Genomic DNA, 19348 nt, shown 5'->3' with positions numbered 1-19348 from the left:
GCCCGCCAGCCTCTACACCGACGTGCGCGCCCGGTACGTCGACGCCGCGCCGGAGGCGGTGTGGCGGGTCGTGGAGGGGATCGGCGGAGAGCACGGCTGGTACTCGTGGCCCCTGGCCTGGGCGGCGCGCGGCTGGATCGACCTGGCCGTGGGCGGGGTCGGCCCGCGCCGTGGCAGGCGCGATCCCCAGAGGCTGCGCGTGGGCGACTCGCTGGACTTCTGGCGGGTGGAGGAGGTCGTTCCGGGTGAGCTGCTGCGTCTGCGGGCGGAGATGCGCCTGCCCGGACCCGCCTGGCTGGAGCTGGGCGTGAGCCGCGTGCGCGGACGCACGGTCTACCACCAGCGCGCCCTCTTCCACCCGCGCGGACTGCTGGGGCACCTGTACTGGAAGGCCGTCACGCCCTTCCACGGGTTCGTGTTCGGCGCCATGGCCGACAACATCGCCTCGACCGCCGAGGGGGTTGATCGCCGCTGACGGTGGGCCGGGCGGCGTGAGCGCATGGCGGGGGCGGGCGTGTGGCGCGTGCGGAGGGCGGTAGTCTCGTGCCCGTTAATAGCTCGAAAAGCGAGATGCTTTAATTTTGAGTCAAAGCACCGGCACGAGAGGTAACGCGAACGTGGACAAGGACGACGCCCGGCCGCCGCGCCGGTCGCGCTGGTGGGTCGGAGCGGCCCTGCTGACCGCCCTGGTGTGGCTGGTGGGAGCCGGGCCGCTCGGCATGTTCCTGGGCAGGCTCGGCGAGGTGCAGACCAACGACCCGTCCGCGTTCCTGCCCGTGGGCGCCGAGTCCACCGAGGTCAGCGAGATCGCCGAGGAGTTCGACCGGGAGGACGCGGTCCCGGCGGTCGCCGTCCTCTCCCGGGAGGACGGCGGCGGGGAGATCTCCGGGGAGGAGCTGGCCGAGATCGCCGCGGTCGCCGAGCGCGTGGGCGAGGAACCCTGGGTCTCGGGAACCGTCGTCGGCCCCTTCCCGGGCACCGAGGACCCCTCCGTCGCCCAGTTCGTGGTGCCGATCGACGCGTCCCACGACACCGGCGACGCGGTCGGGGAGCTGCGCGCGATCCTCGCCGAGGCCCCCGTCTCCGACCTCCAGGCTCAGGTCACCGGACCGGCGGGGTTCGCCGCCGACCTGGCCGCGGCCTTCGGCGGTGTCGACTCCACGCTCCTGCTCGTGGCCGTGACCGCCGTCCTGATCATCCTGGTGGCCGTCTACCGGTCGCCGCTGCTGCCGGTACTGGTCATCCTCGCCTGCCTGCTCGCCCTCGGCCTGTCCGGGGCGCTGGTCTACCTGGCGGCCGACACCGGGCTGGTCAGCCTCAACGGCCAGAGCCAGGGCATCCTCTTCATCCTGGTCGTGGGCGCCTGCACCGACTACGCGCTGCTGCTCGTGGCCCGTTACCGGGAGGAACTGGCCGTCCGCGAGCGCGTGCCCGAGGCGGTCATGGCCGCCGTGCGGGGCGTGACCGGACCGGTCCTGGCCTCCGGCGGAACCGTCGTCCTCGGCCTGCTCTGCCTGCTCGCCGCCGACCTGTCCTCCACGCGCAGCCTCGGGCCGGTGGTCGCCATCGGTGTCGTCGCCGCCCTGCTCTCGGCGATGACCTTCCTGCCCGCCGTGCTCGCCCTGTGCGGGCGCGCGGCGTTCTGGCCCGTGGCCCCGCACAGCACGGGCCGGGCGGACGGAAGCCTGGAGGAGGTCGTGGAGGGCCACCGGTTCTGGGGTCGCCTGGCGACCACCGTCTCCCGCAGGCCGCGCCTGTACTGGATCGTCACCACCGCCGTCCTGGCCGCCGCGGCCGCGTTCGCGCCCCAGTTCGACGCCGGGGGCACCGGTCAGGCCGAGGTCTTCCGCACCGAGGTGGAGGCGGTGGAGGCCCAGGGGGTGCTGGACCGGGGCTTCGGGTCCGAGGCCAGCGCGGCGCCCGCCCTGGTGGTGGCCGACGCCGATCACCTGGACGAGGTCGTGGAGGCCGCCGAGCGCCTGCCGCTGGTGGAGGACGCCGCACCGGTGACCGAACCCGGTCCGCCCGGCGCCGACCCGTCGCCCCTGGTCGAGGACGGCCGTGTCCTGGTCGAGGCGGTGCTCACGGTCGGCCCCGAGTCGGCCGAGGCGGTGGACGCCGTGCGCGACCTGCGCGCGGAGCTGGACGGGGTGGAGGGCGCCGGCGCCCTGGTCGGCGGTGTGAGCGCCACCGACCTGGACACCCTGGAGACCGCCCAGCGCGACTTCACGGTCGTCGTGCCGCTCGTGCTCGTGGTGGTGTTCCTCGTGCTCATCCCGCTGCTGCGTTCGCTGGTGGCGCCTCTGCTGCTGATGGTCGCGAACGTGTTGTCCTTCGCCGCCGCGCTGGGTGTGGGAACGCTGCTGTTCCAGCACGTGCTCGACCTTCCCGGAGCGGACCCGGTGGTGCCGCTGTTCGCGTTCGTGTTCCTGGTGGCGCTGGGCGTCGACTACAGCATCTTCCTCATGTCACGGGCCAGGGAGGAGACGCTGCGGCACGGGCACCGCGAGGGCGTGCCGCGCGCGCTGACCGTGACCGGCGGGGTGATCACCTCGGCCGGGGTGGTGCTGGCGGTGACCTTCGCGGCCCTCGCGGGGATCCCGCTGCTGTTCCTGCTCCAGCTGGCGTTCCTGGTGGCGTTCGGGGTGCTGGTGGACGCGCTGCTCGTGCGGACGGTGCTGGTGCCCGCCCTGTCGCTGGACGTCGGGCCGCGCGTGTGGTGGCCGGGCAGGGCGGGGAGGCACCCGGCCGGGGAGTCCGCGGGGGAGGAGCCCGGCGCCTACAGCGGGTCGCCCGGTAGCTCGGCGTAGGCGGCGGCGAGCTTGCGGACCAGCGCCGCCTGGGGCAGGTGGACGCCGTCGATGGCGGCCACCGGACGTACGCCCGTGGTGGCGTTGGTGACAAACCCGCCCGCCATGCGGGTGCTCGCGGCGGCGGCGATCGGCCGGGTGGACACGGGGACCCCCAGGTTCTCGGCCACCCGCTCGACCAGTTGTGTGGTCACCCCCGGCAGACAGGGGGCCTGCGGCCAGACCACGCCTCCCCCGTCCAGGAAACCGATGTTCCAGGTGGGGCCCTCCGAGACCCGTCCGTCCACGCCCGTGAACAGGGCGTCGTCGTAGCCGTCCAGCTGGGCGGCGCGGCGCTGGCGGAGCCCTCCGAACAGGCTGGTGCTCTTGACCTGCGGGGTGTCGCGGGTGAACAGCCGGGTGCCCAGGCGCACCGGTGGGGGAGTGGAGGCGTGGGGCGCGGGACGGGTGGTGACGAGGACGTGGGGGAGTTGGCGTGCGGAGGGGCGGCCCAGGTCCATGTGGGGGTCGAAGACGGTGACGCGGACCACCGAGGGGGAGGGGTGGGCGCGCGCGGAGCGGCGGGCGAGCTCGCGGACCCGGGGGACGTCGAGGTCGGCGCCGAGGAGGGTCCGGCAGTCGCGGACCAGGCGCTCCATGTGGAGGTCGAGCCCGCGAACGCGGAGGTCGGTGACGAGCATGGTGGTGAAGTGGCCGTAGCCGTAGAGGGCGAGGCCCGCGAGTTCCGCCTTGCTGACGGGGCGTCCGTTCAGTTCCATGAGGTCCCCATGATGGCACTTCGGGACCTTCGTTGGCGGGCTTTCCCGCTCCGGTGTCCGGCCCCTGACGGGCGGTTCCCGCGCCGGGGATGGCGGGGTCCGTCCAGGAGGGCGGCCCTTCCTGCCCGGCCCGCCGCCGGTCTCCGGCGCCGATGGGCTGGCCGGAAACGTCGCTGGTGTGACGTATGGGCTCTGACCTGCGCTGATCCTGTACTCATAGCGCGGTTCCAACGAGAACACCAACGGGTTGCTGCGCCAGTACTTTCCCCGGTCCAGCACGGACTTTCGTGGTTGGTCGCAGAAGGAGTCGGACGGGGTGGCCGCCGAGCTCGACGGCCGCCCCCGTCGGACTCTGGGCTGGGCCACCCCGGCCGAGGCTGCCAACAGGTTCCTCGTCGCAACAGCCGCCTGACACCAAGCCGTCGAGACGCGCCATGAGTACGAGGAGCGTCACGGCGAACGAAGCGGGCCGGTGGACCTTCCCGGTCCCCGTCGTCAGTCCCGCCGCCGTTCCATGTCGGTGAACGCGGTGACCAACTGGTGCTCCGACGTCTCCAGGTAGGTCGTCAGCTCCTCCGCGGCGCCCGCGGCGTCGCCCGAGGCCAGCAGCGTGTGGATCCTCCGGTTCCAGTCCAGGTACGGGACGTGGAATTCCTTGGGCGCGTCCATCACGTGGAACACCAGCCGGGTCTCGGCCAGCACCTGGCTCATGAACCCGTTCACCCGCGGGCTCCCCGCCAGCCCAGCGACGGCCTGGTGGAAACGCATGTTGGCGGTGCCGATCCCCCACCAGTCCCGCCGGTCCCGTGCGGCCTCGCCCTCGTCCACGGCCGTGCCGACCAGCCGCACCGCCTCCTCGGAGGGGGCCACCGCTCCCCTGATCGAGGAAAGCTCCAGGGTCCTGCGGGCCTGGAACAGGTCGCGGACGTCCTCGCTGGTGGGAAGGCCGACGAACACGCCCCGATGCATCTGGTGCACCAGCAGCCGCTCGCGCACCAGCAGCCGGAACGCCTCGCGCAGGGTGTTGCGTGAGACCCCGAACTCCTCGCAGAGCCGCTCCTCCGACAGNCCCCCCCCAGCCGCTGCCCCGGCGGGTACGCCCCGTCGATGAGCGACTCGCGCAGCAGCTCCGCGACCCGTTCGGCCTGGGTCGGCAACGGGGGGAGGAGGCGCGTACGGCCGCTGGGCCGGTCGGTGCGGGCGTCCGTGGCCGTCACAGGAGCTCCTAACGGGGGGCTGGTGTCTGTTACTCCATTGTCACCGACGCGGAGCACCCGCGGGGAGCGGGGATCGGTGGAGGTCGGTTCGTCGGACCGGGAGCCCCCTGCCGCAGGGCTTCCGGAAGGTGCCGCGCGAAGCTTTTCCTGTTACCGCTGGGAAGGGAGCGCGTTCTGGGGCGTAGATGACCTGGGTTTTTGCTGACCGGCCCTTTACCCGCCTTGTTGGATTGAAGTATCGTTCAACAATCCAACGATAGCGAGGTTGGTCACAGAGCCACCGCCCTTCTTCCCCTGGAGAGACCGATGGGTGACACACCCCCCGCGCCCGAGAAGGTGCGCCCCCGCGTCGGGCGGGTCGCGCTGAGCAGCAGTCTGCTCGGCGCGATGTTCCTCATGGCCACCAGCGCCATCGGCCCCGGCTTCATCACCCAGACCACCACGTTCACCGCACAGCTCGGCGCGACCTTCGCGTTCGCGATCCTGATCTCGATCCTGGTCGACATCGCCGTCCAGCTGAACATCTGGCGGGTCGTCGGCGTCGCCAACATGCGCGCCCAGGACCTGGCCAACAGGGTCGTGCCCGGAGCGGGCCACGTGCTGGCCGCCCTCATCGTCTTCGGCGGCCTGATCTTCAACGTCGGCAACCTCGCGGGCACGGGTCTGGGCCTGGACGCCATGCTCGGGACCGATCCCGAGGTCGGCGCCGTCATCTCCGCGGTCCTGGCCGTCGTCATCCTCGGCGTGAAGAAGCTGGGCGTGGCCCTGGACCGTGTCCTGGTCGTGCTCGGCCTGGTCATGATCGCCCTGACCGTGTACGTCGCCTTCGTCTCCCAGCCCCCGGTCGGCGAGGCCCTGCGCCAGGCCGTCATGCCCGAGGGGCTCGGCGCGGACGTCTTCCTGGCCACCGTCACCATCATCGGCGGTACCGTCGGCGGCTACATCACCTACGCGGGAGTGCACCGCCTCGTCGAGGCGGGCCGGGGCGGACGCGACAACCTCCCGGCCATCACGCAGACCTCCGTGACCGGCATCATCGTCACCGGAGTCATGCGCGTGGTCCTGTTCCTGGCCATCCTCGGCGTCGTCGCGGGCGGCGCCGACATCATGGCGGCCGCCAACCCCTCCGCCGAGGCCTTCCACCAGGCCGCGGGCGAGGCCGGCATGCGCGTGTTCGGCGTGATCCTGTGGGCCGCGGCGGTCAGCTCCGTCATCGGCGCCTCCTACACCTCGATCTCCTTCGTCACGACCTTCCACCCGTGGCTGGAGAGGCGCCGCGGCGTCCTGGTCACCGCGTTCATCGCCGTCTCGCTGCTGATCCTCCTGCTGTCCGGCCAGGCGCCGAACACCCTGCTGATCCTGGCCGGTGCCCTCAACGGCGTCATCCTGCCGGTCGGCCTCGGCATCCTGCTGTGGGTCGCGGCCCGACGCTCCCGCGACCTCCTGGGCGGCTACCGCTACCCGCGCTGGCTGATCGCCATCGGGATCGCCGCGTGGGCACTCACCGCGTACATGGCCATCGGTTCCCTGGGCGGCATCGCCGATCTCTGGCGGTAGCGCCGGGGTTCCCGGGACAGGGCCCGGGACGGCCTGGAAACCTGGAGAACGCGAAACGGAGAGCGGCCGGTCGACCGGTACGGCCGACCGGCGCGTGACCGCCCCCGCGAGGGGGACAAGAGAACGAGGGGGTACCGACGTTGCGCATCGATCTCAACTCCGACCTCGGCGAGAGCTTCGGCCGCTGGGAGCTGGGTGACGACAGGGCACTGCTGTCCGTCGTCACCAGCGCCAACGTCGCCTGCGGCTTCCACGCCGGTGATCCGTCCGTCCTGCGCCGTACCACGCTCGACGCCGCGGCCGGGGGAGTGGCCGTCGGCGCCCACGTGGGCTACCGCGACCTGGCCGGGTTCGGGCGCCGCTTCCTCGACGTCCCGCCCGCCGAGCTGACCGACGAGGTGGTCTACCAGATGGGCGCCCTGTCGGCGTTCACCCGTCTGGCCGACGACCGCGTCCGCTACGTCAAGCCGCACGGCGCGCTCTACAACGCGATCGTGCACCACGAGAAGCAGGCCGCCGCCGTCGTCGCGGCGGTGCGGGAGTTCGACCCCGGCATGCCCGTGCTGGGCCTGCCCGGCTCGGAGTTCCTGCGCCTGGCCGAGGAGGCCGGACTGCCCACCCACCGCGAGGCGTTCGCCGACCGCGCGTACACCCCGGAGGGCACGCTGGTCCCCAGGCGCGAGCCCGGCGCCGTCCTGCACGACTCCGAGGCGATCGCCGAACGCTGTCTGCGCATCGCCCACGGCGAACCGGTCGAGGCGGTCGACGGCACCCGGATCGTCATCGAGGCCGACTCCCTGTGCGTGCACGGCGACAGCCCCGGAGCGGTGGACATCGCCCGGGCCGTGGCCGGGCGGCTGCGCGCCGAGGGCGTCACCGTCGCGCCGTTCACACGGGAGGACGTATGAGGTCCTGTGACGGAGAGGAGGCGCCGTGCGCGTCCTGAGGTGCGCGGACACAGGTGTGCTCGTGGAGGTCGCGGACCTGGCCGAGGTGATCGCGCTGCGCGCCGCGCTGGAGGCCGAGCCCGTCCCGGGGGTCACCGACGTCGTCCCCGCCGCACGCACCCTGCTGCTACGGATCGGACCCGGGACCGACCCGGACATGGTCGCCGCGGCCGTCACCGGGCTGCCGCTGGCCCCGGGCGGCCGGCGCGACTTCGGCGAGACCGTCACCATCCCGGTGTTCTACGACGGCGAGGACCTCGACGACGTCGCCGAACTGACCGGCCTGACCCGGCGCGAACTGGTCGAGGCGCACACCGGCGCCACCTGGACGGTCGCGTTCTGCGGCTTCGCGCCCGGGTTCGGCTACATGGTCGGCGACGACCCGCGCCTGCACGTGCCCCGGCGCGGCGAGGCGCGCACCCGCGTGCCCGCCGGGTCGGTGGCGCTGGCGGGGGAGTTCACGGGGGTCTACCCGCGCAGCTCCCCGGGGGGCTGGCAGCTGCTGGGCCGCACCGGCGCCCGGATCTGGGACCTGGACCGCGAGCCGCCCGGCCTGCTCCGGCCGGGCGTCCGCGTACGTTTCACGGACGCGGAGGCGTCCTGACACCGCAGAACCACCGGACGCGGCGGGCCGTGCTCCCGGCGCCGTTCGGTGCGGTCAGCATGAAAGCCATCCCCGGCCCGCCCGCACGGCTCCGTCGACGCGGACGGTCGGGGCGCACCCAAGAAGGTAGGGCCGCATGAGCACGCGCACGGCAACCCGGACGGCGGGTCCGCGCACGACGGCGGGACCCGGGGACGGCCCGAGCGCCCGGCGCCGCGCCCTGGAGATCGTGGCCACCGGACCCATGACCACGGTCCAGGACGCGGGCCGGTTCGGCCACGCCGACCTGGGCGTGGGCCGCTCCGGCGCCGCCGACACCGACTCCTACGCCCTGGCCAACCGGCTGCTCGCCAACCCCGAGGGCGCCGCCGCCCTGGAGACCACTCTGGGAGGACTGCGCGTGCGCGCCCGGGGGCCGGTGACCGTCGCCGTCACCGGGGCCGACACCCCGCTGCGGGTGGACGGTCGCGGCGCGGCCACCAACACCGTGCTGCACCTACCCGACGGGGCGGAGCTGGCCATGGGTGCGCCCGCCCGCGGCCTGCGTTCCTACCTGGGCGTACGCGGCGGGGTGGACGTCCCGCCGGTCCTGGGTTCGCGCAGCACCGACGTCCTGGCCGGGCTGGGGCCCGACCTCCCCGCGCCGGGAACGCTGCTCCCGGTCGGGCCCGCGCCCACCGGTTTCCCGAACGTGGACCACGCCCCCACCGCACCCGTGGGCGGGCCCGAGACGGTCCTGCGCGTGGTCCTGGGGCCGCGCGAGGACTGGTTCACCGACGCGGCCGTCGACACACTGCTCTCCTCCGCGTACGAGGTCACCCCGCGCAGCGACAGGGTCGGCGCCCGCCTGTCCGGCCCCGTCCTGGACCGGGCGCGCACCGGTGAACTGCCCAGCGAGGGCATGGTCGCGGGGGCGCTCCAGGTTCCGCCCGGGGGCGAACCGGTGCTGTTCCTGGCCGACCACCCCGTGACCGGCGGCTACCCGGTCGTGGCCGTCGTGTGCGCCGCGGACCTGCCCCGGGCGGCCCAGGCCCGCCCCGGCACCCGCGTGCGGTTCACCCTCCGAACACGGCCCTCCGGCCCGCCCACCGAAAGGCAGGAGACATGACCCCGCCAGCCGACCTCAGCCCCTCCCGGGCCCGCGCGCTGTTCCGTGACGGACTCCGGGTCCCGACCTCCGGATACAGCGCGGGCTACGCGCAGGCCAACCTCATCGCCCTGCCCCGTGAGGCGGCCTTCGACTTCCTCCTGTTCGCCCAGCGCAACCCCAAACCCTGCCCCGTACTGGACGTCACCGAGCCGGGGCAGGTCAGCGCCTCGGTCCTCGACGGCGACCTGCGCACGGACCTGCCCGCCTACCGGGTCTACCGGAGCGGGGAGCTGGTGGAGGAGCGCACCGACGTCACCGACCTCTGGCGGGACGACCTGGTGGCCTTCCTCATCGGGTGCAGCTTCACCTTCGAGGCGCCGCTGCTGGAGGCCGGTGTGCCGGTTCGCCACATCGAGGCGGGTACCAACGTGGCCATGTACGCGACCAACCGGCGGTGCCGCCCGGCGGGCCGGTTCAGCGGTCCGCTGGTGGTGTCCATGCGGCCGATCCCCGCCGACCGGGTGGCCGACGCGGTCCGCGTGACCTCGCGCTACCCGGCGGTCCACGGCGCTCCGGTGCACGTGGGCGACCCCGCCGCGCTGGGCATCACGGACCTGGACCGGCCGGACTACGGCGATCCGGTGGAGGTGCGCCCCGGCGAGGTCCCCGTCTTCTGGGCGTGCGGAGTGACCCCGCAGGCGGCCGTGACCGCCTCCGCCCCGGAGTTCGCCATCGGCCACGCCCCCGGCCACATGGCCATCACCGACGTGCGGGACTCCTCCTACCAGGTGCCCTGACGTTTGCCCTCCGGGGACGGGGGTAGCCGCGGGTCCGAGGACGAGCGGAGACCGTCGAACGAGGGGGAACCGACGTGAACAGCCGTGAGCAGTTTCTCGACTGGCTCAATGACGCCTACTCGATGGAGAAGTCCCTGGAGGAGACCCTGGAGCGCCACGCCAAGGACGCGGAGGGCGACCCCGAGGTCCACGCGCGCATCACGCGGCACATCGAGGAGACCCGCGGACAGGCGGAGACGGTCAAGGGGTGCATCGAGTCGCTGGGCGGCAGTGTCTCCGGCGTCAAGAGCGCCCTGGCCGGGATGATGGGGGCCGTGCAGGGCATGGCGAACCGCCCCGCGGGCGACACGATGGTCAAGAACGCCATCACCGACTACGCGGCCGAGCACTTCGAGATCGCCTCCTACCGTGCGCTCATCGACACGGCCCACGAGCTGGGCGAGGAGCAGATCGCGCTCAAGCTGACCTCCATCCTCCACCAGGAGGAGGACATGGCCCGCTTCCTGGAGGAGAAGCTTCCGGGCGCGGTGCAGGGGGCGCTCACCGCGGCCAGCCGGTAACGGCGCGGCGCGGACCCGCCCCGGGGCACGTCCGGAGACGGGCGGGTCCCGGCGGTCGTCGCGACACGCGGTGCCGGTCGCTCGCCGCGAGCAGCCTGGTGAGGCGTCCGGTCGGGACATCCCGGCCGGGCGCCTCGCGTGTGCGGGGCCGTGCCCCGAAGCGGGGGAGCGGCCCCGGTCCGGGCACCGTTGGGCGCCGACGGGTGCCAACGGACGCCCGGACCGGGAGGCTCAGGACTCCCGTCGCGGCGGCGTGGGTCCCTGGTCGGGGGTGGGGCGGCCCCCGTCGGTCTGTTCGCCCCGGATCCGGCGGACGCGCCGGCCACCGCGCTGGCGCCCTCCCGAACCCTGCTGACCGCCTTCGGCCGCGGCGTCCCGTTCGCCGGTACCGTCCGCCCCGTGTCCGGGACCCCCGCCCCGACCAGCGTCACCGGTGACACGGCGGGCACCCTGGTCACCGCCGGGAGACGCCCCCGGCCCCCGCTGGCGGCCGCTCTTGCGCGAGTAGCCCGACTGGCTGGCGTAGAGCGTCTTGGAGGCGCGTGCCGCGTCGTCCCGCCGCGCCATCCGCGCCATCCGGTCCAGTTCGGTCACCTGCGCGGCCACGTCCGGGGACGGCCGGGCCGGCGGGGCGGCGCTCCGCGACCCCGCTCCGGGCGCGCCCGGAGCACCGGGCGCCGGGAGGTCCAGCAGGCCGCGGCGCGCCCGCTCCAACCCCTCGGCCGCCGCGTTCCGGTCGCCCCTGCGCAGGGCCTCGCTGGCCTCCCGCTTGGCGGTCTGCGCCCGTTGCAGGGCCTCCTCGGTGCGCACCTCCGGACGGGGCACGCGTCCGGACGCCTCGTCACCCGGAACCACGTTGACGGTGACGGGCAGGGTCGCGGTGTAGGTGGTCAGCGTCTCCGGATCCACGTAGGTGGTTTCGAGGGTGGTGACGGTGGTGACGCCCAGCGCGGACATCCCCGGCACCTCCAGGCGCAGCAGCAGGCGGCGCCTCTCCCCGGAGTGGAAGTCGCCCAGCTCCACCACCACGGACCCGTCGGCCAGCCGGTGGGACGGCATCTCGCCCACCACGCCGACGGCGCGCAGGTGGGGTCCGACCGGAACCCGCAGCGACGCGGCCTGGACGGTCTTGGCCAGCAGGTACTCGGCCTCCTGCGCGATGAGGCCGCCCGCGGTGTCGGGGTCCTCCGCGAAGAGGGCGCTGCCCGCGCCGCCGTCGGCCAGCGCGCCGAGCAGCTCCTCGTCGTAGCCGAGGCCGTATCCCAGGGTCGTGGTGGTGACCCCGTGGGCGTAGGCGTCCCGCGCCACCCGCGCGAGCGGCGCGTGCTCGGTGACGCCCTGGTTGGCGTGCCCGTCCGAGACCAGCAGCAGGGTGGCGCCCCGGCCGGTGCTGGCGCGGCGGGCCTCCTGCACGCCCCGCAGCAGCCCGCTGGACAGGTCGGTGCCCCCCGACGCGCGCAGGGCCGCGATGCGGCGGCGCACCTCCGCCCTGTCGGTCAGCGGTCCGCACGGCACCTCGACCCGGGCCTCGCCGTTGAAGGACACGAGCCCGAAGTTGTCGGTGGGCGCGAGCCGGTCCACCAGCGAGAGCAGGGCCCGCACCGCGCCGTCCAGACGGCCGCGGCCCATGGAGCCGCTGCGGTCCAGCACGACCTGGAGGGTGGCGGGCGGACGCCGGGTGTCCTCCTCGCGTTCGGGCGCGGTGACGTCGATCAGGACCGACACGGCGTCGTCGGTGTCCAGGGGCAGGACGTCGAAGTCCAACAGTGCTGACAGGTGCATGCGGTCTCCGTGGGGTGTCGGGACGGCCCGGGGCGGCGTGGTCTCAGCCTAGGAGGCGGCACCGACGTTCGCGGGGAGGGAGCGCGTCCGGAACGGGCCACCTCCGGTTCCCCGCCGCCGTCCCACGGCGGGGAACCGGAAGGATCGGAACCCGTGAACGCGGATCCGGGCGACGCCCCGACGGCGCGTTCGGTGCGCGCCCGCGAACACGCGGCCCCTACCCGGCCGTACCCAACGCGGTCAGTCGCCCGTCACGCATCTCCAGCACCCGGTCGGCCACGTCCAGGTACTCGGTGTCGTGCGTGACCAGCAGCGTCGCCACGTCGAAGGTCCGGGTGGCCTCGCCGAGCAGGTCCATGATCCGGGCCCCGCGGTCGTGGTCCAGGGCGGCCGTCGGCTCGTCCACCAGCAGCACGCTCGGCCGTCCCACCAGGGCGCGGGCGATGTTCACCCGCTGGCGCTCGCCCCCCGACAGCTGGTGCGGGCGCCGGTGCTCCCTCCCGGACAGGCCCACGGCGGCCAGCGTCTCCATCGCCCCCGTCCGCGCCTCGCGCGGCGACCGGGAGCGCATGTGCTCGGTGACCACCAGCTGCTCCACGGCGGTGAGCGAGCTGACCAGGTTCGGCTGCTGGAAGACGATCCCCACCTCGCGCAGGCGCAGTTCGGCCGTCTCCCCCGGCCGCAGCCCGAGGGTGTCGGTGCCGCCGACCACCACCGAGCCCGAGTCCGGACGGACGAGGGTGGCGGCCACCGCCAGCAGGCTCGACTTGCCCGATCCGGAGGGGCCGACCACGGCGGCCGTCTCCCCGGGTCCCACCCGCACCGACACCCGGTCCAGGGCCGTCACCGACCCGTCGCCGTCGGGGTAGGTCAGGGTCACGTCACGCAGTTCCAGGCTCATCGGACGCCTCCCAGGGCCGTCAGCGGATCGACGGAGGTGATGCGGTGGACGGCCAGGACCGAGCCGAGCATGCCCAGCACGACCATGGCGACCACCGGGCCGACCGTGGTGGCCGGGGTCAGGGCGAAGGGCAGGGACCCGGCGGCCACCGCGCCCAGCGCCACCCCGACCGCCCCGCCGACGGCGGTGCCCGCGACCAGGACGATGAGCGCCTGGGCGAGCGCGTCGCGCAGCAGGTAGCGGGTGGAGCTCCCGAGCGCCTTGAGGATGGCGACGTCACCGGAGCGCTGGATGGTCCACACGGTCAGGAACGCGCCGATGACCAGCGCGGAGATCGCGTACAGGAACCCCTGCATGGTGACCAGCGATCCGTTCTCGGAGGAGAACGAACCGATGGCGGCGAGGCTGTCGGAGCGGGTGGCCGACACGGTGCCCGCACGGTCGTCGGCGCTGGCGGCGGCCTCCTCCAGGACGACCTCGGCGGCGATCACGTTCGCGATCGGCGCGTCGTCGCCCTCGGCGTGCCGCACGCGCGGGTCCAGGTCCCGCCACGTGTCGACGCCGGTCCACACGACCGGCATGTGGCTGTGGTGGCGGGTCCCGGTGACGGCGTCCACGGTGAGCTCGGAGCCCGCGACGGTGACGGTGTCGCCCGCGTCGATCCCGAGCTCCCCGGCGGTCTCCTCGCCCACCACCAGCCCGTCGGCGCCGTCGAGGCCCTCGGGGGCCAGATGGCCGCCCCGCGGAACGCCGAACAGGGCCACGGCGGCGGAGTCACCGTCGCCGAGTTCGACGCGGCCGCGGGTGATGCCGAGCGGTTCGGCCCAGCGCACGCCCTCGGTGCCGGACCAGGCGTCGAGCTGGCCCCGGGTGACGGTGCTGTTGGCGTAGGACTCCTCCGGGGCGTCGTCCCCGGACGTGCCGAAGGCGACGTGGCTGGCGGGCAGGTGCGTGACCGCTGAGGTGGACTGGTCGGCCAGCCCCGCGGTCAGTCCCGACAACAGGACGACCAGCAGGGTGATGAGGGCGACCACGGAGCCCATCAGCGCGAACCGTCCCCTGGCGAAGCGGATGTCGCGAAGGGCGACGAACACGGCGGGCCTCCTTCCTGGAGGTACTCGGTTGGTGTGCGCCCCCAGGCTCACGCGGACGGGCGCCCCCGCACATCGGGGAAACGGTGCGTCCGCGCGGGTCGGCGGGATGGAGCCCGAACTCCATCGAACGGTTGATGTCCCGGCCGCCGGACCCGTCGTACGCTGCCAGGATGCGGTACGGCGGCGGGCGGGCACCCGAACTTCCCGGGGCGGCGACGGTGTTGCGGGCACTGCGCCTGCTGCTGCACGCCTGTTTCCTGTTCCTGCTGGTGGTCGCCGTCATCCGGTACGGGCTCTCCACCGCCGACACCGCCGGTCCCCTCCAGCCCGGGATCCGGTGGACGGTCCTGTGCGGCGCGGCGCTGCTCGGCGCCCTCTACGGCGCGGGCGGTCCGGTCGCCGGACTCCGTCCCGCGCCCGCCCTCGGCACCGGTGCGCCCGGTGCGCGGGCCCTGGTGTGGCTGGCCTCGGTCACCGCCCTGTGGGCCCTGCTGACGTGGGCCGCGCCCGACTTCGTGTGGTTGGCCTTCCCCCTGTACTTCCTCCACCTGCACCTGCTGCGGGGAGCGCACTCGGTGGTCGCGGTCGTGGTGATCACCGGGGCCGCGATCGCCGGCCAGGTCCTGCACACCGGGGACCTCACCGCCGGTATGGTCCTCGGTCCCGTCCTCGGTGCGGCGTTCGCGGTGGCCATCGCGGTCGGGTACACGGCGCTGTCCCGGGAGAGCGAGCGGCGGCGCGAACTCATCGACACCCTCACCCGCACCCGCGACGAACTCGCCGCCTCCCAGCGCCGCACCGGCGTCCTGGACGAGCGCGAACGCCTGTCCCGGGAGATCCACGACACCCTCGCCCAGGGGCTCTCCAGCATCGTGCTGCTGCTGCGCTCCGCCGAGAACGCCCTGCCGGGGGATCCGGGACTGGCAGCGACCCGGATCGTGGAGGCACGCGAGAGCGCCTCGGTCAACCTCGCCGAGGCCCGCCGCTTCGTACGCGACCTCGCCCCGCCCTCCCTGGCCGGGGGCAACCTGCCCGAGGCACTGGAACGCCTGTGCGCACAGACCGCGTCCGCCTCCGGGGTCGACTGCCGCTTCCGTGAGGACGGCGCTCCCGTGCGGTTGCCCTCGGGGTACGAGGTGGCCCTGCTCCGCGCGGCCCAGGCCAGTCTGGCCAACGTGACCGCGCACGCCCGGGCGACGACCGCCGTGGTCACACTCGGATACCTGGACGGTGAGGTCACCCTGGACGTGTACGACGACGGCGTGGGGTTCACACCGGGGGAGACCGGGCCGCGCGGTGACGGAACCGGTTACGGACTCGCCGCCCTGCGCGAGCGGGTGGCCGCCCTCGGAGGGCGGCTCGACGTGGAGTCCGCGCCCGGCGCGGGGACCGCGGTCGCCGTCCGGCTGCCCCTGACCGGTGGGGACGGAGAGTGAAGGGCGCTCCGTACCCGGGGATCCGGGTGGCGGTGGCCGCCAGGACGCTACTGATGAGGAAGGAAGGCCCGTGACAGAGGCTCCGGGGCTGGAGAGCCGGGGAACCCCCGACGCTCCGCTGCGCATCCTGCTCGTGGACGACCACCCGGTCGTGCGCCACGGGCTCAAGGCGGTGTTCGCCGAGCGGCCCGACATGCGCGTGGTCGCCGAAGCCGGTGACGGACGGGCGGCCCTGGACGCGCTCGACCCCGGGGCCGAGGAGGCCCTCGGCGTGGACGTGGTCCTCATGGACCTGCGGATGGGCGCGGGCATGGACGGGGTGACCGCCATCCGCGGGATCACCGCGCTCGAAGCGCCCACGCCCGTGCTGGTGCTGACCACCTACGACACCGACGCCGACATCCTCGCCGCCGTGGAGGCCGGGGCCACCGGCTACATGCTCAAGGACGCCCCGCCCGACCAGCTGTGCGCGGCCGTGCACGCCGCCGCACGGGGCCGGACCGCGCTGGCCCCCGACGTGGCCAACCGCCTGATGGACCGGCTGCGCTCGCCCCGGCCCGCGCTCAGCTCCCGGGAGCTGGAGATCCTGGGGCTACTCGCGCGGGGGCTGTCCAACCGGGCGATCTCACGGGAACTGTTCATCAGCGAGGCCACGGTGAAGACCCACCTCGTGCACGTCTTCGACAAGCTCGGGGTGGACAACCGGACGGCGGCGATCACCACCGCGCTCCAGCGCGGCATCATCCGCGTGGACTGAGGACCCGGAAGGTACGCCGGTAGGCGCTGGGCGACACCCCCAGTTCGGTGTGCATGTGCTGGCGCAGCGACGCCGCCGTGCCGAACCCCGCCTCGTGCGCGACCCCGTCCACCGGCAGATCCGACTCCTCCAGCAGCTGCCGGGCCCGGTCCAGGCGCTGCTGGGCGATCCACTGGCCGGGCGACACCCCCACCTCGTCGCGGAACCGCCGGGTGAAGGTACGCACGCTCATGGACTCCTGGAGGGCCATCTCCCGCAGACCCGGCTGGAGGTGGAGGTGTGCCAGGGCCCAGGCGCGCGCCCGGCCCGTCGCGGCCCGCTCCGGCTCGGGCACGGGACGGCGGATGTACTGGGCCTGGCCGCCGTCGCGGTGCGGCGGGACGACGGTGCCGCGCGCCACCTCGTTGGCCACGGCGGCGCCGTGGTCGACGCGGATCATGTGCAGGCCCAGGTCGATGCCCGAGGCGACCCCGGCGGCGGTCAGTACGCGCCCGTTGTCGGTGTACAGCACGTCCGGATCCAGGTCGATGCCCGGGTACATGGCGCGGAAGTACCCCGCGGACTTCCAGTGGGTGGTCACGCGGCACCCGTCCAGGAGCCCGGCCGCGGCGAGCACGAACGCCCCGGTGCAGATCGAGGCCACGCGCGCGTCCGGCGGGATGCGCGCGACGGCCGCGGCCAGTTCCGGAGCGAGGGGGGAGTGCGGGCGTTCGACGTAGTCCTCGTCGGCGGCGGGCAGGATCACCGTGTCGGCCTCGTCGAGGGCCTCCGGGCCGTGGGCCACGTTGATCGTGAAGTCGGTGTCGGTACCGACCTCCCCCGGTTCCAGCGCACAGGTGACGACCTCGTAGAGCGGCTCCCCGTCGGCACCGCGCGCCTGGCCGAACAGGCGGTGGACGATGCCCGACTCGATGGGCAGCAGGCCGTGACGGACGAGGACGGCCACGCGGTGGCGTCCGGGGCGCGTGAAAACACTCATGGCCCGATTCTTGCGCATGTTGGCTTTCAGGTCACTGTCGGGGGAGGGGGACCGCGCAGGAGGCTGGGGTCATGGTTGATGACACCGCCTCCGAGCGGAAACCCGCACGCTCCCCGTTCCACCGCGCGTGGCCGGTCGCCCTGGTCGCGTGCCTGACCATCGTGGCCGCGGCGGCCTTCGCCGGGATGCCCGGAGTCCTGACCGGCCCCCTGCACACCGAGTACGGGTGGTCCCGCGGGATGATCGGTACGGCGGCCTCGGTCAACATGGTCGTCTACGGCCTGATCGCCCCCTTCGCGGCGGCGCTGATGGACCGGTTCGGTATCCGCCGCGTCGCCCTGGCGGCCCTGGGAACCATCGTCGTGGGCGCCGGGCTGACCACCGTCATGACCACCTCCTGGCAGCTGACCCTCTACTGGGGCCTGCTCATCGGCGCGGGCACCGGTTCGCTGGCGATGACGTTCGCCGCCACCGTGACCAACAACTGGTTCGTCGAACGCCGCGGTCTGGTCATCGGGGTCCTGACCGGCGCCAGCGCCTTCGGCCAGTTGGTGTTCCTGCCCGCGTTGGCCTGGATCGTCGACCACCAGGGGTGGCGTCCGGCCCTCGTGACCCTGATGTTGACCGCGGGAGTGATGGTCGTCCTCGTCGCCCTGGTGGTCCGGGACCACCCGGCCGACCTGGGGCGGCGTCCGTACGGCTCCCCGGTCTTCGTGGAGCGTCCCCGGGCGGACCGGGGCGCCGCGCGCCGGACCGTGGAGGTCCTGCTCTCCTCGGTGCGCGACCGCCGGTTCTGGCTCCTGGCAGGGGCGTTCGCGGTGTGCGGCGCGACCACCAACGGCCTCATGTGGACCCACTTCGTGCCCGCCGCGCGGGACCACGGGATGGACGTCGCGGTCGCCGCCGCCCTGGTGTCGACGATCGGTGTGTTCGCCCTGGTGGGAACGGTCCTGTCCGGGTGGCTCACCGACCGTGTGGACCCGCGTGCGCTCCTGGTCGTCTACTACGTGGGCCGGGGCGCGCTCCTGGCCGTGCTGCCCGCGCTGTTCGGGCCGGAGGCCGGAGCGTCGATGGTGGGCTTCGTCGTGCTGTTCGGGCTGCTCGACGTCGCGACGGTGCCTCCGACCATCCTGCTGTGCCACCGGACCTTCGGCGCCGACGGAGCCATCGTCTTCGGGTGGGTCAACGCCGTCCACCAGGTCGGCGCGGGGGCCATGGCGGTCTTCGGCGGCTTCACCCGTGACGTGGCCGGAGGCTACGGGCCGGTGTGGCTGATGGCCGCCGCCCTGTGCGGTGTCGCCGTGCTGCTGGTCATCACCATGCCGCGCGGCACGGACGGGCCCGCCGACGAGGAGTTCGCGGCGGCCCGTGACGGTGAGGGGGCGAGGGCGTGAACGGGATGGGGGACACCGGTTCCGGGGCGGGCCGCGGAGCCGGGCGTCCCCGGCGGCCGTCACCGCGATTCTCCGTCGTGCTGCTGGTCCTCGCCGGCCTGGTGGCCTGGGTGGGCTTCACCGGACTGGAGCAGGGACTGCGTGCCGCGCGCGGTGAGGGCGTGCCGGGTGTGTTCGTCGCGTCGAGCCTCACGTGCGTCCAGCACCCCGGGCACGAGTCGTGCACCTGCAACGGAACCTTCACCGGTGCCGGGGGAGGGGAACCCAGGGGCGTCTACCTGCACGCGGCCGGGCGCGACACCTGCCAGGAGGGCGCACGGATCCCGGCCGTGGACGCCGGGGCCTCCAACCGCGTCTACGGCCCCGACGGGTCCCGGGAGTGGATCCTGTCCTCGCTCGTCCTCGCGGCCTGCCTGGCCGTGGTCGGCGGCGTCGCGGTGAACTGGGTGCGCCACCTGCGGAGGTCCGCTCCCTTCCGTGCGGTGAACCACCGGGAGGACACCGGCCGGTGACACGCCATGGGGCGGAGACCCGCGGGGTGAGGCGCTCCTTCGCTCGGAAGCGGCGTCCCCGAGCCGTGAACCACCGGAAGGGGACGCTTCCTTGAGGGCGGAGTCCCGGCGCTTCCGCGGAGGCGCGGAGGCGCCGGAGGGGCTCAGGGATGG

Annotated in this window: 16 protein-coding genes and 3 pseudogenes (1 of these 19 cut by a window edge); 13 read left to right on the top strand and 6 right to left on the bottom strand. The window is 73.9% G+C overall.

All coding sequences use genetic code 11. The features are described from left to right. Positions 1–475, top strand: a pseudogene (locus tag D455_RS30500) (SDR family oxidoreductase); it begins 970 nt to the left of the window's first position. 142 nt (positions 476–617) lie between these two features. Then, complete coding sequence (locus D455_RS30495) at positions 618–2810, top strand: MMPL family transporter (protein WP_017571471.1); 2193 nt, start codon at positions 618–620, stop codon at positions 2808–2810. Here D455_RS30495 and D455_RS0114685 read toward each other — a convergent pair. Further along, on the bottom strand, positions 2780–3568 hold the full coding sequence (locus tag D455_RS0114685) for an aminotransferase class IV family protein (protein WP_017571470.1): 789 nt from the start codon (positions 3566–3568) through the stop codon (positions 2780–2782). The genes D455_RS30495 and D455_RS0114685 overlap by 31 nt on opposite strands. Before the next feature lie 220 nt (positions 3569–3788). Between D455_RS0114685 and D455_RS34545 the strand changes: the two are divergent. Further along, positions 3789–3980 (top strand): annotated as a pseudogene (locus D455_RS34545) (IS30 family transposase); the annotation flags it as partial. 83 nt (positions 3981–4063) lie between these two features. On the opposite strand, the pseudogene D455_RS30485 reads toward D455_RS34545, so the two are convergent. Then, positions 4064–4785 (bottom strand): annotated as a pseudogene (locus D455_RS30485) (GntR family transcriptional regulator). 306 nt (positions 4786–5091) lie between these two features. Between D455_RS30485 and D455_RS0114670 the strand changes: the two are divergent. The 6 genes from D455_RS0114670 (at position 5092) to D455_RS0114645 (ending at position 10340) form a co-directional block, all read left to right on the top strand. Continuing rightward, complete coding sequence (locus D455_RS0114670) at positions 5092–6342, top strand: NRAMP family divalent metal transporter (protein WP_017571467.1); 1251 nt, start codon at positions 5092–5094, stop codon at positions 6340–6342. A 140-nt stretch (positions 6343–6482) separates the two neighbouring features. Further along, positions 6483–7250, top strand: coding sequence for a LamB/YcsF family protein (locus tag D455_RS0114665; RefSeq protein WP_017571466.1), 768 nt, complete (start codon positions 6483–6485; stop codon positions 7248–7250). Positions 7251–7275: 25 nt separating this feature from the next. After that, the gene (locus D455_RS0114660; RefSeq protein WP_017571465.1) at positions 7276–7893 is read left to right on the top strand and encodes a 5-oxoprolinase subunit B family protein; all 618 of its coding nucleotides are present in this window, start codon (positions 7276–7278) and stop codon (positions 7891–7893) included. 136 nt (positions 7894–8029) lie between these two features. Beyond that, positions 8030–9001: a 5-oxoprolinase subunit C family protein gene (locus D455_RS0114655; RefSeq protein ID WP_017571464.1), complete on the top strand. Its 972-nt coding sequence runs from the start codon at positions 8030–8032 to the stop codon at positions 8999–9001. Continuing rightward, a complete protein-coding gene (locus D455_RS0114650; RefSeq protein WP_017571463.1) occupies positions 8998–9780 on the top strand; it encodes a putative hydro-lyase in 783 nt (260 codons plus the stop codon). The genes D455_RS0114655 and D455_RS0114650 overlap by 4 nt, the downstream gene beginning before the upstream one ends. A 74-nt stretch (positions 9781–9854) precedes the next feature. Beyond that, a complete protein-coding gene (locus tag D455_RS0114645) occupies positions 9855–10340 on the top strand; it encodes a ferritin-like domain-containing protein (protein WP_017571462.1) in 486 nt (161 codons plus the stop codon). Between the two features lie 231 nt (positions 10341–10571). Here D455_RS0114645 and D455_RS0114640 read toward each other — a convergent pair whose 3' ends face one another. From D455_RS0114640 to D455_RS0114630, 3 genes are all read right to left on the bottom strand, one after another. Beyond that, complete coding sequence (locus tag D455_RS0114640) at positions 10572–12122, bottom strand: vWA domain-containing protein (protein ID WP_017571461.1); 1551 nt, start codon at positions 12120–12122, stop codon at positions 10572–10574. Positions 12123–12339: 217 nt separating this feature from the next. Continuing rightward, positions 12340–13023, bottom strand: coding sequence for an ABC transporter ATP-binding protein (locus tag D455_RS0114635; RefSeq protein ID WP_017571460.1), 684 nt, complete (start codon positions 13021–13023; stop codon positions 12340–12342). Continuing rightward, complete coding sequence (locus D455_RS0114630; protein ID WP_017571459.1) at positions 13020–14117, bottom strand: ABC transporter permease; 1098 nt, start codon at positions 14115–14117, stop codon at positions 13020–13022. The genes D455_RS0114635 and D455_RS0114630 overlap by 4 nt, the downstream gene beginning before the upstream one ends. 170 nt (positions 14118–14287) lie before the next feature. Here D455_RS0114630 and D455_RS0114625 point away from each other — a divergent pair, with 170 nt between their 5' ends. Then, positions 14288–15553: a sensor histidine kinase gene (locus D455_RS0114625; protein ID WP_017571458.1), complete on the top strand. Its 1266-nt coding sequence runs from the start codon at positions 14288–14290 to the stop codon at positions 15551–15553. Between the two features lie 70 nt (positions 15554–15623). Then, complete coding sequence (locus D455_RS0114620; RefSeq protein ID WP_017571457.1) at positions 15624–16310, top strand: response regulator; 687 nt, start codon at positions 15624–15626, stop codon at positions 16308–16310. Here the strand turns inward: D455_RS0114620 and D455_RS0114615 are convergent. Further along, entirely contained in the window at positions 16294–17289 is a 996-nt protein-coding gene (locus tag D455_RS0114615; protein ID WP_017571456.1) for a GlxA family transcriptional regulator, read from the bottom strand. The two genes, D455_RS0114620 and D455_RS0114615, sit on opposite strands and share 17 nt — an antisense overlap. A 71-nt stretch (positions 17290–17360) precedes the next feature. Here D455_RS0114615 and D455_RS0114610 point away from each other — a divergent pair, with 71 nt between their 5' ends. Both D455_RS0114610 and D455_RS0114605 read left to right on the top strand, forming a co-directional pair. Further along, positions 17361–18683: an MFS transporter gene (locus D455_RS0114610; RefSeq protein WP_017571455.1), complete on the top strand. Its 1323-nt coding sequence runs from the start codon at positions 17361–17363 to the stop codon at positions 18681–18683. A gap of 5 nt (positions 18684–18688) precedes the next feature. Next, positions 18689–19195 carry a hypothetical protein gene (locus tag D455_RS0114605; protein ID WP_040684880.1) on the top strand — a complete coding sequence of 169 codons (507 nt, stop codon included), beginning with the start codon at positions 18689–18691 and terminating at the stop codon, positions 19193–19195. Positions 19196–19348: the final 153 nt, after the last annotated feature.

This window comes from Nocardiopsis halotolerans DSM 44410, from assembly GCF_000341065.1.
Classification (GTDB): Bacteria; Actinomycetota; Actinomycetes; order Streptosporangiales; family Streptosporangiaceae; genus Nocardiopsis; species Nocardiopsis halotolerans.
Note: the sequence above shows the minus strand (reverse complement) of the source record. Positions and strands in the feature narration are given on the sequence as shown.